The 15,455-nt window shown below is 64.6% G+C and carries 14 protein-coding genes; 11 read left to right on the forward strand and 3 right to left on the reverse strand.

Annotated elements, in window-relative coordinates; all coding sequences use genetic code 11:
- The first annotated feature begins 138 nt into the window (after positions 1 to 138).
- Entirely contained in the window at positions 139 to 2,355 is a 2,217-nt protein-coding gene (locus ABIB90_RS04025) for an SLC26A/SulP transporter family protein (RefSeq protein WP_354200263.1), read from the forward strand.
- Between the two features lie 122 nt (positions 2,356 to 2,477).
- Here ABIB90_RS04025 and ABIB90_RS04030 read toward each other — a convergent pair whose 3' ends face one another.
- Together ABIB90_RS04030 and ABIB90_RS04035 are read right to left on the reverse strand one after the other, a co-directional pair.
- Positions 2,478 to 3,971: an NAD-dependent succinate-semialdehyde dehydrogenase gene (locus ABIB90_RS04030; RefSeq protein ID WP_007598299.1), complete on the reverse strand. Its 1,494-nt coding sequence runs from the start codon at positions 3,969 to 3,971 to the stop codon at positions 2,478 to 2,480.
- 124 nt (positions 3,972 to 4,095) lie between these two features.
- Positions 4,096 to 4,416 (reverse strand): hypothetical protein, encoded by a 321-nt coding sequence (locus ABIB90_RS04035; protein ID WP_007598300.1) that lies wholly within the window; start codon positions 4,414 to 4,416, stop codon positions 4,096 to 4,098.
- 348 nt (positions 4,417 to 4,764) lie between these two features.
- Between ABIB90_RS04035 and ABIB90_RS04040 the strand changes: the two genes are divergently transcribed.
- Positions 4,765 to 5,958: a serine hydrolase domain-containing protein gene (locus ABIB90_RS04040; RefSeq protein WP_354200264.1), complete on the forward strand. Its 1,194-nt coding sequence runs from the start codon at positions 4,765 to 4,767 to the stop codon at positions 5,956 to 5,958.
- Between the two features lie 79 nt (positions 5,959 to 6,037).
- The gene (locus ABIB90_RS04045) at positions 6,038 to 7,732 is read left to right on the forward strand and encodes an AMP-binding protein (RefSeq protein WP_354200265.1); all 1,695 of its coding nucleotides are present in this window, start codon (positions 6,038 to 6,040) and stop codon (positions 7,730 to 7,732) included.
- Between the two features lie 120 nt (positions 7,733 to 7,852).
- Here ABIB90_RS04045 and ABIB90_RS04050 read toward each other — a convergent pair whose 3' ends face one another.
- Positions 7,853 to 8,854, reverse strand: coding sequence for an adenosine kinase (locus ABIB90_RS04050; protein WP_007598303.1), 1,002 nt, complete (start codon positions 8,852 to 8,854; stop codon positions 7,853 to 7,855).
- Between the two features lie 125 nt (positions 8,855 to 8,979).
- Here ABIB90_RS04050 and murJ point away from each other — a divergent pair, with 125 nt between their 5' ends.
- The 8 genes from murJ to ABIB90_RS04090 all read left to right on the forward strand — a co-directional run bounded on the left by murJ (position 8,980) and on the right by ABIB90_RS04090 (position 15,449).
- On the forward strand, positions 8,980 to 10,530 hold the full coding sequence (gene murJ, locus ABIB90_RS04055) for a murein biosynthesis integral membrane protein MurJ (protein ID WP_354200266.1): 1,551 nt from the start codon (positions 8,980 to 8,982) through the stop codon (positions 10,528 to 10,530).
- An 87-nt stretch (positions 10,531 to 10,617) separates the two neighbouring features.
- Positions 10,618 to 11,670, forward strand: a complete 1,053-nt coding sequence (gene trpS, locus ABIB90_RS04060) for a tryptophan--tRNA ligase (RefSeq protein ID WP_354200267.1) — start codon at positions 10,618 to 10,620, stop codon at positions 11,668 to 11,670.
- Positions 11,671 to 11,775: 105 nt separating this feature from the next.
- Positions 11,776 to 12,270, forward strand: coding sequence for a universal stress protein (locus tag ABIB90_RS04065; protein ID WP_007598307.1), 495 nt, complete (start codon positions 11,776 to 11,778; stop codon positions 12,268 to 12,270).
- A gap of 172 nt (positions 12,271 to 12,442) precedes the next feature.
- Positions 12,443 to 13,012 carry a NifU family protein gene (locus tag ABIB90_RS04070; RefSeq protein ID WP_354170455.1) on the forward strand — a complete coding sequence of 190 codons (570 nt, stop codon included), beginning with the start codon at positions 12,443 to 12,445 and terminating at the stop codon, positions 13,010 to 13,012.
- Between the two features lie 84 nt (positions 13,013 to 13,096).
- Complete coding sequence (tsaB, locus tag ABIB90_RS04075; protein WP_354200268.1) at positions 13,097 to 13,792, forward strand: tRNA (adenosine(37)-N6)-threonylcarbamoyltransferase complex dimerization subunit type 1 TsaB; 696 nt, start codon at positions 13,097 to 13,099, stop codon at positions 13,790 to 13,792.
- Entirely contained in the window at positions 13,789 to 14,274 is a 486-nt protein-coding gene (gene rimI / locus ABIB90_RS04080; RefSeq protein WP_007598311.1) for a ribosomal protein S18-alanine N-acetyltransferase, read from the forward strand. The genes tsaB and rimI overlap by 4 nt, the downstream gene beginning before the upstream one ends.
- 38 nt (positions 14,275 to 14,312) lie before the next feature.
- Entirely contained in the window at positions 14,313 to 14,768 is a 456-nt protein-coding gene (locus ABIB90_RS04085) for a Fur family transcriptional regulator (protein WP_007598312.1), read from the forward strand.
- A complete protein-coding gene (locus tag ABIB90_RS04090; RefSeq protein WP_354200269.1) occupies positions 14,769 to 15,449 on the forward strand; it encodes an HAD family hydrolase in 681 nt (226 codons plus the stop codon).
- Positions 15,450 to 15,455 lie beyond the last annotated feature (6 nt).

The following is a 15,455-nucleotide window of genomic DNA, read 5'->3' on the forward strand; positions in this document are numbered from 1 at the left end:
TGGGTCCGGGCTTTCGCCAGGACGACGCCGAATGGTAGGCGCCTCGGTTTCTTCCATCCGGCTTGCAAGAATCCTGTTGCGCCAGGCTCGCAGTCGTCTACCTCTCGGAGGGGAATATTCACGAGCGAGTGTCACGGCGTGACAGATCCAGCGATTGGCTTCACTCCGTCGACCGGGCTTAATCCGGCTCTCAAGCGCGCGCTGAATGATATATTGGGCGGGAGCGCCGCCAGCGTCCTGACCGTCACATTCGGACTGTCCTACTCGCTGCTGATCTTCGCGGGGCCGTTGTCGCCCTATCTGTCCTACGGCATCACGGCAACCTTCGTCAGCTCTGCGGTGCTTGCGGCCGTCGTCGCGCTCGGCAGCTCCCTGCCCTTCGCGATTGCAGCCCCCGACAGCTCGACCGCGGCGGTGACGGGTATCCTGGCGGCCTCCGTGGTCGAACGCATCGAGACGGCGAACCTGTCAGCGCCGTTGCTGTCCCCGGTCCTGATCACGCTCGGCCTGTCGACGATGCTGACAGGATTGGTGCTGTGTGGACTGGGCCTGACCCGGCTTGGCCGCGCCATCCGCTACGTGCCTTATCCGGTGGTCGGCGGCTTCCTCGGCGCAACCGGACTTCTCATCGTCATGGGTGCGGTCCGGGTGATCACCGACCATCCCCTGCAATTCGCGACACTGTCGCACTTCGCCAACCGCACCATCCTGCTGGAGCTGGGTGCCGCCTGCGCGATGGCCCTGGTGCTGTATCTCACCTGGCACCGCTCGCGCAGCCCGTTCGGACTGCCGATCATCCTGGTCGGCGGCGTGCTCACCGCGCATCTGGCATTCTGGATCACCGGCGTTTCCTTCGACGACGCGCGCACGTTGGGCTGGACCTTTCAGTCCCCGCCGCAAGCGGTCTTCATGCTGCCCTGGCACAGCGACGATCTCGCCCGATATCCCTGGTTTGCCATCCCGGACCTGCTTGGCAATGTCGTCGCCGTCATCTTCGTCACGGCCTCGAGCACGCTGTTCAACACCACCGGCATCGAGGTGGCCACGCATCGCGAAGCCAATCTGGAATCTGAGCTGAACGTCACCGGCGCCGCCAATATCCTGACCGGCATGCTGGGCGGCTATCCCGGCTGCAGCTCGACCAGCCGCTCGATGCTTAATTTCTCCAGCGGCGGCCGCGGGCGCCTGTCCGGCCTCACGGCCGCAGCGCTGTCGCTGCTGGTGCTCGCCGTCGCACCCGAGCTGCTTGGCTTCATCCCCAAATTCGTGCTCGGCGGCCTGTTGCTCTATCTCGGCGCCGACCAGCTGCACAAATGGATCGTCGAGTCGCGCAAGCGGCTGTCGAAGCTGGAATATCTGTCGCTGATCACCATCATCGCGATCATCGTCGCCTGGGGTTTTGTGCCGGGCATCCTGATCGGGGTCATCATCGGCTGCGCGACGTTTGCGTTCAGCGCCGCGCGGGTCGAATCGATCAAGTACAGTTTCGACGGCTCGGAGTACCGCTCCTCGCTCGACCGCTCGCGCGACGATCAGGACGTGCTGCTGGCCCATGGCGGCAAGATCCAGGGACTCAATCTCCAGAGCTATCTGTTCTTCGGCTCCGCCAACCGGCTCTACCAGCACGTCAAGCGGCTGCTTCAGGAGCGCCCCGAATGTCGCTATCTGCTGTTCGACTTCAAGCTCGTCACCGGCGTCGATTCATCGGCTGCCTATAGCTTCGCCCAGATCAAGCGCAGCGCTGGCGAACTCGGCGTCGAGCTGATCCTGGTGCATCTGTCGGCTGCGGCCGAGAAGGTGCTGCGCTCCAGCGACTTCGTCGGCGAGGGCGTCACCATCATCCCCGAGCTCGATCGCGCGCTGGAATGGTGCGAGAACGAGCTCATCTCGCAGCATCAGGAGCTGGCGCAGGAAGAAGCCAGCCTGCGCGACTGGTTCACGCGAATGCTTGGCAGCGAGGATGGCGCCGACGAACTGATCCGCCGCTGCCAGCGCATCGAGGTCGAAGCCGGCGAGGTCATCGTGCAAGCCGGCGATCCCGCCGATTCCATGCATTTCATCCTCGAGGGCCGCGTCGGTATCATGATTCCTGCCGACGACGACCGCACCACGCGCGTGCGCAGCCTCGGCCGTTACACCACGATCGGCGAGATGGGGCTGGTGTCACAGACACCGCGCAGCGCCACCATCCAGGCCGAAGTCGACAGCGTGCTCTACGTGCTGAATACGCACCAGTTCGACGCGATCAAGGTCGAGGATCCCGCACTCAGCCACAAGCTGCTGACCTATTTCGTTTCGGTGATGGCCGAGCGGCTGACCTTTGCGAACCGGACGATCGCGGTGTTGAGGCGGTGATTAGCGCGTAGCTTCGTCATTGCGAGGAGCTCTTGCGACGAAGCAATCCAGACTGTCTCGGTGGAAAGATTCTGGATTGCTTCGCTTCGCTCGCAATGACGTGGAGGAATGATGGCGAGCCCTTACACCCCCGCCATCATCACGTATTTGATCTCGACATATTCTTCCATGCCGTGATGCGAGCCTTCGCGGCCGAGGCCGCTTTCCTTGACGCCGCCGAAGGGCGCGACTTCGGTCGTGATCAGGCCGGTGTTGACGCCGACCATGCCCGACTCCAGCGCTTCGGCGACGCGCCAGACGCGGCCGAGATCGCGGGAGTAGAAGTAGGAGGCGAGCCCGAACGGCGAGGCGTTGCACATCGCGATCACGTCGGCCTCGTCCTTGAAGCGGATCACCGGCGCGAGCGGGCCGAAGGTTTCCTCTTGCGCCACCAGCGAGTCCGGCTTGACGTCGGAGAGCACCGTCGGCTCGAAGAACGAGCGTCCGAGCTCGCTGCGCTTGCCGCCGGTGACGACCTTGGCGCCGCGCTTCACGGCGTCCGCAATGTGGCGCTCGACCTTGTCGACCGCTTTCAAATTGATCAGCGGGCCTTGCGTGACGCCGGTTTCCGTACCGTCGCCGATCTTCATCGCCGCGACCTTCTTCGACAGCTTCTGCACGAACTCGTCGTAGATCTTGTCCTGGGCGTAGATGCGGTTGGCGCAGACGCAGGTCTGGCCCATGTTACGGTATTTCGAGACGATGGCGCCTTCGACCGCCGCATCGATATCGGCGTCGTCGAACACGATGAACGGCGCGTTGCCGCCGAGCTCGAGGCCGAGCCGCTTCACGCCGACGGAGGCCTGCCGGTAGAGAATCTTGCCGACCGCAGTCGAGCCGGTGAAGCCGACGAAACGCACGGCCGGATGCTCGCACAGCACCTTGCCGATCGGCGCGGCATCGCCGGTGATGATGTTGAACACCCCCTTGGGCACGCCGGCTTTCTCCGCGAGCGCGGCAAGCGCCAGCGCCGACAGCGGCGTTTCATTGGCGGGCTTGAGCACCACGGTGCAGCCGGCCGCAAGCGCCGGCGAAACCTTTCGTGTGATCATCGAGTTCGGGAAATTCCACGGCGTGATCGCGCCGCAGACGCCGATCGGCTGCTTGATCGCGAGCAAGCGCGCATCCGGCCGCTGCGTCGGAATGGTCTCGCCATAGACGCGGCGGGCTTCCTCGGCGAAAAATTCGACATAGGCGCCGCCGATGTCGACCTCGCCGAGCGCTTCACTGAGCGGCTTGCCCTGCTCAGAGGTGAGGATCAGCGCGAGGTCCTCGCGATTGGCGATGATCAGCTCGAACCATTTGCGCAAGATATTGGAGCGCTGCTTGGCGGTGTGCTTGGCCCAGCCCGGGAAGGCGCGTTCGGCTGCTTCGACGGCCCTGGTGGCATCATCCGCGGAGAGCTGCGGAACCTTTGCAAGCTCGACGCCGGTGGCGGGATTGTTGACCGCGAAGACCGGCGAGCCGACCCAGGCGCCGTCGATGTAGCAGGCCTCCTTCAGAAGCGACGGGTCCTTCAACCGGTCGCGCAAATTGGACGTGGCGTGCTGGGCACGTGCGGCGGCGGACGGGGTCATGGCGTTGCTCCTGCGGGGCTTTTGCGGGCTGTTCCGGTTCGGCCGGAATATAGGGAGAAGCGGCGCGCAATGCACCGTCCCGCAACGCACATCTGCTGGGAGCCAGGCTAGGAGCGGCGCGTCCTTACGCCGCGCCGCTCAGATAGGTCTCGCGCCGCCCGATCATGCGCTCGGCGGCCGCCTTGGCGTCGGCCTTGGAGGAGGTCGCGCAGGTCCGGTATTCGAGATCGGGGACGTCGGACGCGTTGCGGCGGCCGAACCAGGACTTCGAGCCGACCGGCAGCAGCGCAAGCGCCTGCGCCAGATTGTCGACCGCGCCGAACGAATAGAGCGCACCGGTGCCGGCGATGCGGACCTCATAGATCCCAGGCGCGATCGGCGCTTCCAGGTTTTCGCCCCGTCCGGCACGGGGATAGCGCTTCCATTCGCTCCAGGTCGAAATCATCTGAGGTCCCCCTGGCGGCCGGTGGGCGGCCGCCAAATTTGCATCAAGTCTTAACGTTTGCCCGCGATTGGGCCCGGTGCTGAACGCCACAACTCACAAAATGTTTCAAGTGCTCGAAAACTTTCGAAACATTTCGCCCAGGCCCATCCAAGGGCACGGCTGGTTGCGGACATCCACCGAAGATTGTGACTGCGTGTTGCGGTTCGGCCTATTGTCGTCCTGCGTGGGTGACGGACCGTCAAGTCACGACATCGCGACCGCGGCAGGTACGCGGATGTGCTTGCCGGGCGGCGGACGCGGGAGGACAATCGATCGCTTCCAACAATAATCAAACCGGAGGAAACGCGTATGCAAGGCAAAGCTGAGATCGATCAGATTCTGCGCCAGAAGAGCGAAGCCGGAGAGATTCCCGGCGTCGTCGCCATTGCTGCCAGCGGTACCGACGTGCTGTATCAGGGCGCGTTCGGCAAACGCGACCTGTCCAAGCCGGATGCGATGACCGCCGACAGCGTGTTCTGGATCGCATCGATGACGAAGGCGGTGACATCAGCGGGCGCGATGCAGCTCGTCGAACAGGGCAAGCTGTCGCTGGATGCGCCGATCGGCGAGGTGTTGCCTGATCTCGCCAAGCCGCAGGTGCTCGAAGGCTTTGACGCCAGGGGCGAGGCCAAGCTGCGGCCGGCCAAGGGGCCGATCACGCTGCGCCAGCTCATGACCCACACGGCAGGCTTCTGCTACAACATGTGGAACGGCGATCTCGCGGTCTATCTGGACAAGAACGGCATCCCCGCCATCACCACCTGCCAGAACGCGGCATTGAAGACGCCTATTACGACCGACCCCGGCACGCGCTGGGAATACGGCACCAATATCGATTTCGTCGGCAAGGCGGTGGAAGCCGTCAGCGGCAAGCGCCTCGATGCCTATCTGCGCGACAATCTGTTCGCACCGCTCGGCATGAGCGATACCGCTTTCAAGATCACCGCCGACATGCGCAAGCGCCTGGTCGGCATGCATGCGCGTGGCGAGGATGGCCAGCTCGCCGCGATCCCGTTCGAGCTCGAACAGGAGCCGGAATTCCATATGGGTGGCGGCGGCCTTTATTCGACCGCGGCCGATTATATCAGGTTTACCCAGATGATCCTCAACAAGGGCCGCGGCAACGGCAATCAGGTGCTGAAGGCCGAGACCATCGCGACGATGGGGCAGAACCACATCGGCGATCTCGCCATGGGCAAGATGACCACGGCGGCGCCGATGTACACCAATGACGTCGATCTCTATCCGGAGCAGGTGAAGAAGTGGGGCCTCAGCTTCATGATCAACACCGCCAAGACCGCCGAGGGCCGCAGCGCGGGCAGCCTCGCCTGGGCGGGCCTCGCCAACACCTATTACTGGATCGACCCGGCGCGCGACGTCACCGGCGTGATCCTGATGCAGCTGCTGCCATTCGCCGACGCAAAGTGTCTCGAGGCTTTTGCCGGCTTCGAGCGCGGCGTCTATGCCGGGCTCGATGCCGGCAGCGGGCAGAAGGCGGCCTGAGGCGCGCCTTATTCTCACGACGCGTCACGGCCGGGCTTGTTGTCCCGGCCGTCCGCGCACCTGACTGGAGGACATGATCTTGGCAGACAAAGCCGACAGTTACGTTTGCGGCATCTCCGACACGCCGCTGCTCGGCGACACGATCGGCCGCAGCCTCGACCAGGCCGCGCGGCGCTGGGGCGATCGCGAGGCGCTGGTCTCGCCCAGCCACGGCGTGAGGTGGACATGGAAGGAACTTGCCGCGCGGGTCGACGCGCTCGCCGCCGGCTTTGTCGCGCTCGGCCTCGAACGCGGCGCACGGATCGGCATCTGGTCGCTGAACCGGCCGGAATGGACGCTGACCCAATTCGCCGCCGCCAAGGCGGGCCTCATCCTGGTGACGATCAATCCGGCCTACCGGCTGAGCGAGCTGGAATTCGCGCTTCACAAGGTCGGATGCAGCGCCATCGTCACCGCGACGGCGTTCAAGACCAGCAACTACATGGACATGCTCAACACGCTGTTGCCGGAGCTTGCGAGCGCCAAGCCCGGGCAATTGCGCGCCGCGCGGCTGCCGGCCTTGCGCATCGTGATCCAGATCGGCGGCCCCGCCTGCCCGGGCACGATCCCGTTCGACGAGGTCGCCGGCATGGGCGGAACGCTGCACCGCGAGCAACTCGCCGCGCTCGGGGCCTCCCTGCAATTCGACGATGCCGTCAACATCCAGTTCACCAGTGGAACGACGGGATCGCCCAAGGGCGTGACGCTGACCCATCACAACATTCTCAACAACGGCTATTTCGTCGGGCGCGCCATGCGCCTGACCGAAGCGGACCGCATCTGCATTCCGGTGCCGCTCTATCATTGCTTCGGCATGGTGATGGGCAATCTCGCCTCCGTCACGCTCGGCGCGACCATGGTCTATCCCGGCGAGGGGTTTGATCCGCTCGCGACGCTGCGGACGATCGAGCAGGAAAAATGCACCGCGCTGTACGGTGTGCCGACGATGTTCATCGCCGAACTCGACCACAGCGAATTCTCGAACTTCAATCTGACATCGTTGCGCACCGGCATCATGGCCGGTGCACCCTGCCCGATCGAGGTGATGAAGCGCGTCAATAGCGAGATGAACATGGGCGAGGTCACGATCGCCTATGGCATGACCGAGACGAGCCCGGTCAGCTTCCAGAGCGCCGTCGACGATCCGCTCGATCGCCGCGTCTCGACGGTCGGGCGAATCCATCCGCATGTCGAGGTCAAGGTCGTCGATCTCGACGGCAAGATCGTCAAGCGCGGCGAACGGGGCGAGCTCTGCACCCGTGGCTACAGCGTGATGCTGGGCTATTGGGAGGAGCCGGAGAAGACCGCGGATGTGCTCGACGCCAATGGCTGGATGCATACCGGCGACATCGCCATCATCGACGACGAGGGTTATTGCAACATCGTCGGCCGCATCAAGGACATGGTGATCCGCGGCGGCGAGAACCTCTATCCACGCGAGATCGAGGAATTTCTCTATCGGCACCCCAAGATTCAGGACGTGCAGATCTTCGGCGTTGCGGATACCCGCTATGGCGAGGAGCTCTGCGCCTGGATCCGGGTCAGGTCCGGCGAGACGCTGACGATGGAAGAGGTGCGCGCCTTCTGCGACGGCCAGATCGCCCACAACAAGATTCCGCGATACGTGGAATTCGTCGACGAGTTTCCGATGACCGTGACCGGAAAGATCCAGAAATTCCTGATGCGCGACGAGGTGGAGCAACGGCTTGGACTGAAGGCCGCGAAGACTGCGTAGGTTGCCAACTCAATCGTCATTGCGAGCGCAGCGAAGCAATCCAGAATCTTTCCGCAGAGGCAGTCTGGATTGCTTCGTCGCTGCGCTCCTCGCAATGACGGGTGAGAGAGAGAGTCCACCTTAAACAGTCAACCCGCGCTGCTCAGCCAGTTCCTTCAGCGACACCTGCGGACGCGCGCCGATGTGCTGAATCACTTCGGCGGCCGCGAGCGCGCCGAGCTCGCCGCACTGCTTGTAGGGCAGGTTGCGCGCCAGACCGAACAGGAAGCCGGCAGCGAAGAGGTCGCCGGCGCCGGTGGTGTCCACGAGTTTCGCGATCGGAGACGCCGGCGCTGCGACGGCGTCTTCAGCCGAAACCACCATGCAGCCCTTTTCGCTGCGGGTGACCACGCCGAGATTGACGTCGTTGCGCAATTGCTTGAGCGCCGTGTCGAAGTCCGAGGTCTGGTAGAGCGAATGCAGCTCGGACTCGTTGGCGAACACGATATCGACGGTGCCGTTGCGCATCAGCCCCAGGAATTCGTCGCGATAACGATCGACGCAGAAGGAATCCGATAATGTCAGCGCCACCTTGCGCCTGGCATCATGGGCGATCTTGGCCGCCTTGACGAAGGCGTCCTTGGCGTTCTTGGGGTCCCAGAGATAGCCCTCGAGGTAGACGATGCCGGCCGCGGCGATCTCGGCCGGGTCGATGTCGGCGGGCGACAAATCCTGCGCGGCGCCGAGATAGGTGTTCATGGTGCGCTCGCCGTCATCGGTCACCAGGATGTAGGAGCAGCCGGTCGCAGGGCCGTCCTTCGCCGCGGGCGTGTTGAAGGCGACGCCGGCCGCGCGGATGTCGTGGACGTAGAGCTTGCCGATCTGGTCGTCCTTGACCTTGCCGACATAGGCGGCACGCGCGCCAAGGCTGCCGATGCCGACGATGGTGTTGGCAGCCGAACCGCCGGAAACTTCCGTCGCCGGGCCCATGTCCTTGTAGATGGCGGCGGCCCGCGCCTCGTCGATCAGGGACATGCTGCCCTTGGTCATGCCGTGCTTGCCCAGAAAGGCTTCGTCGGTCTTGACCAGCACGTCGAACAGCGCGTTGCCGATGCCGAGAACGTCATATTTCACGTCAGCCATTCACCTTGATCCTGTTTGGCGGATTGCGATACCCGCGGAAATCCGCTTCCTGTCGGTCTGAAATCTGGCTCGCGGCCTATCACGGCCGGCCCTCCGCGGGCAAGCAACGGTATTATGCAGTTCCGATGATCCGCTCCTTCCTGACCGTCTCGACGGGGACACTGGCTTCACGGCTGCTGGGCTTTGCACGCGATTCCCTGATCGCGGCGCTGCTCGGCACCGGTGCCGTGGCGGACGCGTTTCTGGCGGCATTTCAGCTCGTCAATGTGGTGCGGCGCCTGCTCAGCGAGGGCGCCTTGAATGCGGCACTGATCCCGGCCTGGCTGCGCGTTCGTGACCGCGAAGGCGAGGCGGCTGCGGCGGCGTTCGCGGGACGCGTGCTCGGCACCGTGAGCGCGGGCCTGATCGCAATCTCGGTCGTGATTGCACTTCTGATGCCGCTGATCATCATGATCATCGCGCCGGGCTTCGTCGGCAGCGCATCGCTCGATCTCGCCGTCCAGAATGCGCGGCTGATGCTGCCCTATCTCGCCTTCGCGGGACCCGTCACGGTACTGATGGGCCTGCTCAACGCGCAGGGGCGCTTCGCACTCACCGCGTTCTCACCGCTGCTGTTCAACATCGCGCTGATCGCCGCGATCGCAGCACTCCTGCTGGGGCACGCCGATGCAACCTTCGCCGCGTGGATGCTGGCGGCCACCGTCGGCATCGCCGGCCTGCTGCAGCTCCTGATGCTGCTGTCGCAGCGAAGTGCGCGTCTGGCGAACCCGCTGCGCGTGAGCTTCGACAAGGACATGCGCGGCTTCTTCGCCAAGGCGATCCCGGGCATGATCGCGAGCTCCGGCCCGCAATGGCTGATGGTGGCCGGTGCGATCATCGCCTCCGCCACGCCCGCCGCGGTCTCCTGGCTCTATTTCGCCAACCGCCTGATCGAGCTGCCGCTTGGTATTGTCGGCGTCGCCATGGGTACGGTGCTGGTGCCGGAGCTGACGCACGCGGTGAGGAGCGGTGACCGTGACGCGGTTGCGCATGCCGAATCGCGCGCGCTGGAACTCGCGACCGGGCTGGCATTACCGGCGACGCTCGGCCTGATCGTGCTGGCGGAGCCGATCGTGCGGCTGCTGTTCGAGCATGGCGCCTTTGGCGCGGAGGACAGTGCGGCCACGGCGTGCGCCCTGATGTGGCTGGCGCTGGGACTGCCGGCGCATGTGCTGATCAAGGCGCTCTCGCCAGCCTATTTTGCCCGCGGCGACACGATGACGCCGCTGCTTGCGACTGCCAAAGGGTTCGTGGTCGCGGTCGCGCTCGCGGTCCTGCTCGGTCATTTCTTCGGCGCGAGCGGGATCGCTGCCAGCATTGCCGCCGGCGCCTGGAGCAGTGCGATCTCGCTGCTCCGGAAAGGCAACAGTGAATTCGGCTTCTCGGTCGATGCCGCCGCCCGCAACCGGCTGCCGCGGATCGTGCTCGCCGCGCTCGTCATGGCCGGCCTGCTGTGGCTGACGGCGGGCCTCTTGCCTTCGGAGGCCCATGGGCTCATCCGCTTCATTGCGCTGGGATCACAGATCGCCGCCGGAATTCTCGTCTATGGCTTGCTCCTGCAAATCCTCGGCGTCGCGTCCTGGCGCGAGGCGGCCGCTGCCTTGAAGCGCCCCGCCCAGCCCGATCCCGGCGCCTGAGGTCAGCGAAATCCCCTTGACGGGGCAGCGCCGCTGTTGGAAACGACGCCCGATTATCTCCAGGAAAGCTTGCCAGGACAGCTAACCATGCCATTCGTTGAACGGGTTTTTTCGGGCGTCCAGCCGACGGGCAATCTGCACCTCGGCAATTACCTCGGCGCGATCGTCAACTTCGTGAAGATGCAGGAAACCCACAACTGCATCTATTGCGTCGTCGACATGCACGCGATCACGCAGGGCGTGGATGTCTGGGGTGGACCGGTCGAGCTCGCGCGCAACACCCGCGAGGTGACCGCGGCGTTCATCGCCAGCGGCATCGATCCGAAGAAGCACATCGTGTTCAACCAGAGCCAGGTCTCGGGCCACGCCGAGCTCGCCTGGATCTTCAACTGCGTCGCGCGCATGGGCTGGCTGGGCCGCATGACCCAGTTCAAGGAGAAGGCCGGCAAGGACCGCGAGAACGCGTCCGTCGGGCTGTTCGACTATCCGGTGTTGATGGCCGCCGACATCCTGCTTTACCGCGCCACCCACGTTCCGGTCGGCGAGGACCAGAAGCAGCATCTCGAGCTCTCGCGCGACATCGCGCAGAAGTTCAACAATGATTTCGGCGATTCCATCCGCGCGCAGGGGGCCAATGACGGTCTGTTCTTCCCGCTGCCGGAACCCTTGATCACGGGCCCGGCGACGCGCGTGATGAGCTTGCGCGACGGCACCAAGAAGATGTCGAAGTCGGATGCTTCCGACAATTCGCGCATCAACCTGACCGACGATGCTGACACCATCGCGCAGAAGATCCGCAAGGCGAAGACCGATCCGGAACCGCTGCCGTCTGAGGAAAAGGGCCTGAAAGGTCGCCCCGAGGCCGATAATCTCGTCGGCATCTTTGCCGCGCTCTCGGGCCGCGCCAAGGCCGACGTGCTGCGCGAGTTCGGCGGCGGCCAGTTCTCCAGCTTCAAGAACGCGCTGGCGGAGCTGTGCGTGACGAAACTCGCGCCAATCGCCGGCGAGATGAAGCGCCTCGTCGCCGATCCCGACCATATCGACGCGACCTTGAACGATGGTGCCGACCGGGCCCGCGCCATCGCCGACGAAACCATGAAGCTCTCGAAGGACATCGTCGGCTTCATTCGCCCACGCTAAGGCGCGTTCGCGAAACTTGGCCGGCGCCACGACGCCGGCCGCTTCCCCCTCCCAAAGCGAGAGGGAGTGTGGCAGCATGCAGGTCGTGCACATTCCGGGACATGCATGACCAGCAAGCGACTTTGCTTCGAGCCGGGTCACAAGCCCAAATGCCTCGTCATCGTCGACGACACCGCCGAATGGGATCGCGCGGTCTATTACGCCAGCCGCTGGGCGATCCGCGCCGGCGGCGGTGTGGTGATGCTCCGCATCATCGAGCCCGAACAGCAGAGCCAGGAATGGCTGGGGGTCGCCGACATCATGCGCGCCGAGGCGCAGGAGGCGGCAGAAGCCGCGCTCGACCGTGCCGCCGGCCGCGCCAACGGCATCGCCGCGATCACCCCGGAACGGGTGATCCGGGAAGGCGCCGCCATGGAACAGCTGCTGGCGGTGATCGACGAGGATCCCGACATCGCCATGCTGGTGCTCGCCGCGAACCCGGGCGCGGAGGGCCCGGGGCCATTGGTCTCGCTGCTCGCGCACGCGCTCGGCACGTTCCCGGTGCCGGTGACGGTCATTTCCGGCGCGCTGAGCGACCAGAGCGTGGATTCGCTGTCTTAGGCTGTTGCCCTTCACCTCGCCTCGTTGGTCTGCGGAGGGAGAAGCGGGCACCCTAACCCGCTGATATAACAGGTGAACGGCCAGCTTACCCCTTGACCGTGCGTTCGCCGTCGCCATCTGCTAGTGGATAGAGCACGCGCCGGCCTTGAACCGGCGACGTCTGGAGAAAACCATGTTCATTCAAACCGAAGCCACTCCCAATCCCGCCACGCTGAAGTTCATTCCCGGCCGCGTCGTGGTCGACGGCGGACCGATGGAATTTGCCAACCGCGAATCGGCCGCACGCTCGCCGCTCGCCGAAAAGCTGTTCGAGGTCCCCGGTGTGACCGGCGTGTTCTACGGATCGGACTTCATCACCGTGACCAAGGCGAACGGTGAATGGCAACAGCTCAAGCCCGCGATCCTCGGCGCCATCATGGAGCACTATATGTCCGGCGCGCCGCTGCTCGCCGACGGTGCTGCCGCGAGCGATGTCGATCTCGACGACGAGGACGAATTCTTCGACGAGGCCGATGCCGAGACGGTCGACATGATCAAGGATCTGATCGAGACCCGCGTGCGCCCCGCGGTCGCCAATGACGGCGGCGACATCACTTTCCGCGGCTTCAAGGACGGTATCGTCTATCTCAACATGAAGGGCTCCTGCGCCGGCTGCCCGTCATCGACCGCGACGCTCCAGCACGGCATCCAGAACCTGCTCAAGCACTTCGTCCCCGACGTGGTCGAAGTCCGACCGATGTAGGCTGGTCCGCAAAGGCGTGGATGGCCGGGACAAGCCCGGCCATGATGGCGAGTATTCCATGACAGATGGTGCTACGATCGTTCCATGCTGATCCTCGCCATCGATACCGCGCTGGAAGCGTGCGCGGTTGCCGTTCTCGACACCGATTCCGGCCAGCTCCTCGCACAGGAGCAGCTTCTGATGAAGCGCGGCCACGCCGAAGCGCTGATGCCGATGATCGCGCGCGTGATGCAGTCAGCCAATCTCGCCTTCACCGCGCTCGACCGCATCGCGGTCACCATGGGCCCCGGAAGTTTCACCGGCCTGCGCGTCGGCATTTCGGCGGCCCGCGGCCTTGCGCTCGCTGCGAAGCGGCCCGCCGTCGGCCTGACCACCTTGTCGGCCTATGCCGCCGCCGTCGTCGGCCAGAGCGGAGCGGCGCCGGTGATCTCGGCGATCGACGCGCGGCACGACCACGTCTATTTCCAGATCGTGGCCGGTGACGGCAGTCAGCTGGTGCGGCCGGGCGTCGCTCCCATCGACGAAGCGATCGCGGCTTCGCAATTCGGCGCGCCGCATCTGGTCGGCAATGCCGCAAACATCCTCGCCGAGCGCTGGCCTAAAGATATGCCGCAGCCGGTCGCGGTGGGCGCGCAGCCCGCGCCCGACATCGGCTGGGTCGCATGGCTTGGCGCCGCGGCCGATCCCGCGACAAATCCGGCGCGGCCGTTCTATCTGCGGGCGCCCGACGCGAAGCCGTCCGCACAACTGCCGCTTGCAGCACAAGCCGCAAGCTCATGATGAAATGGTTCTCGGAATGGTGGCGCGGCGGGACGCCCGTCGTCGAGCCGGCTGTCGCGCGCGACGTTGCACGGCTCGCGCAGCTCCACGGCGCCTCCTTCGCGCGCGGTTGGGGCGAAGGCGAGTTCGAGAGCATGCTCAGCGAGCGCAACACGCTGGTGCACCGGTTGCGCCTCGGCCGCAACACCGTGGGCTTCGCGGTGTCGCGGATCGGCGCGGACGAAGCGGAGATCCTCTCGATCGCGGTCGACCAGGCCCATCGCGGACGCGGCCTCTCTCGCACACTGCTGATGACCCATCTCGGCCACCTGGCAGGACGCGGCGTCCGCACAATATTTCTCGAAGTCGAAGAAAACAACCAGCCGGCGCGGCGGCTCTACGACCGAACCGGATTCATGGTGGTCGGACGCCGCGAACGCTACTATAAGCAGCCGAACGGGGAACAATTGAACGCACTTCTGATGCGACGTGACTTGTCGTAACATTGATGGCAGAAAGCGCCCCGTCAGGCGGACATCACATGACTGGTCTTAAACCTTCCCCCGCTTCCAAGGCGTCCGGCATCGAGGCGCGCTGTGCCGCCACCGGCATGCGCATGACCGAGCAGCGCCGTGTCATCGCCCGCGTGCTCGCGGAGGCGGTCGATCATCCCGACGTCGAGGAACTGTACCGCCGCTGTGTCGCGGTCGACGACAAGATCTCGATCTCGACGGTGTATCGTACCGTCAAACTGTTCGAGGATGCGGGCATCATCGAGCGCCATGATTTCCGCGAAGGCCGCGCGCGCTACGAGCAGATGCGCGACAGCCATCACGACCACCTCATCAACCTGCGCGACGGCAAGGTGATCGAGTTCACCTCCGAGGAGATCGAGAAGCTCCAGGCGGAGATCGCCCGCAAGCTCGGTTACAAGTTGGTCGATCATCGGCTCGAGCTCTATTGCGTCCCGCTCGACGACGACAAACCCACAAGTTAAGTGGCGATCGATCTCGTCATCTTCGATTGCGATGGCGTGCTCGTGGACAGCGAGGTGATCTCCTGTCGCGCGCATGCGGATGTGCTGTCCAGGCACGGCTATCCGATCACATCGGAGCAGGTGCTGGTCCGCTTTCTCGGCGTATCCGAGAAAGACGCACGGCGAATGGTCGAACAGGAGATCGGCCGCAATCTTCCCGACGATCTCGAAAGCCAAGTGAATGCGGCGACGCTGCAATTCTATGCCAGCGATTTGCAGCCGATCACCCATGTGGCCGCAGCGATTGGCGCAATCGATTTGCCCAAATGCGTTGCGTCGAGCGGCACGCCGGAGAAGATCCACCACGGCCTGACCTGCGCCGGTCTCTACGATCTGCTCGCTCCGAACATCTTTTCCGCGAGCCAGGTCGCACGCGGCAAGCCCGCGCCCGATCTCTTTCTGTTCGCCGCCGCGCAGATGAATGTCGCGCCGGAGCGGTGTCTTGTGATCGAGGACAGCGTCCCCGGGGTGACCGGCGCGCATGCCGCCGGGATGACCGTGCTGGGCTTTCACGGTGGTAGCCATTGCCCGCCAGGCCATGCGGAAAGACTACGAGCCGCCGGGGCCGGATTGACGTTCGACGATATGCGGCAATTGCCGGAGCTGGTCCGGCAGGTCGCGGCGGACACCCTGGCGAGCTGAATCCCT

Source organism: Bradyrhizobium sp. JR4.1, assembly GCF_040548605.1.
GTDB lineage: Bacteria > Pseudomonadota > Alphaproteobacteria > Rhizobiales > Xanthobacteraceae > Bradyrhizobium > Bradyrhizobium canariense.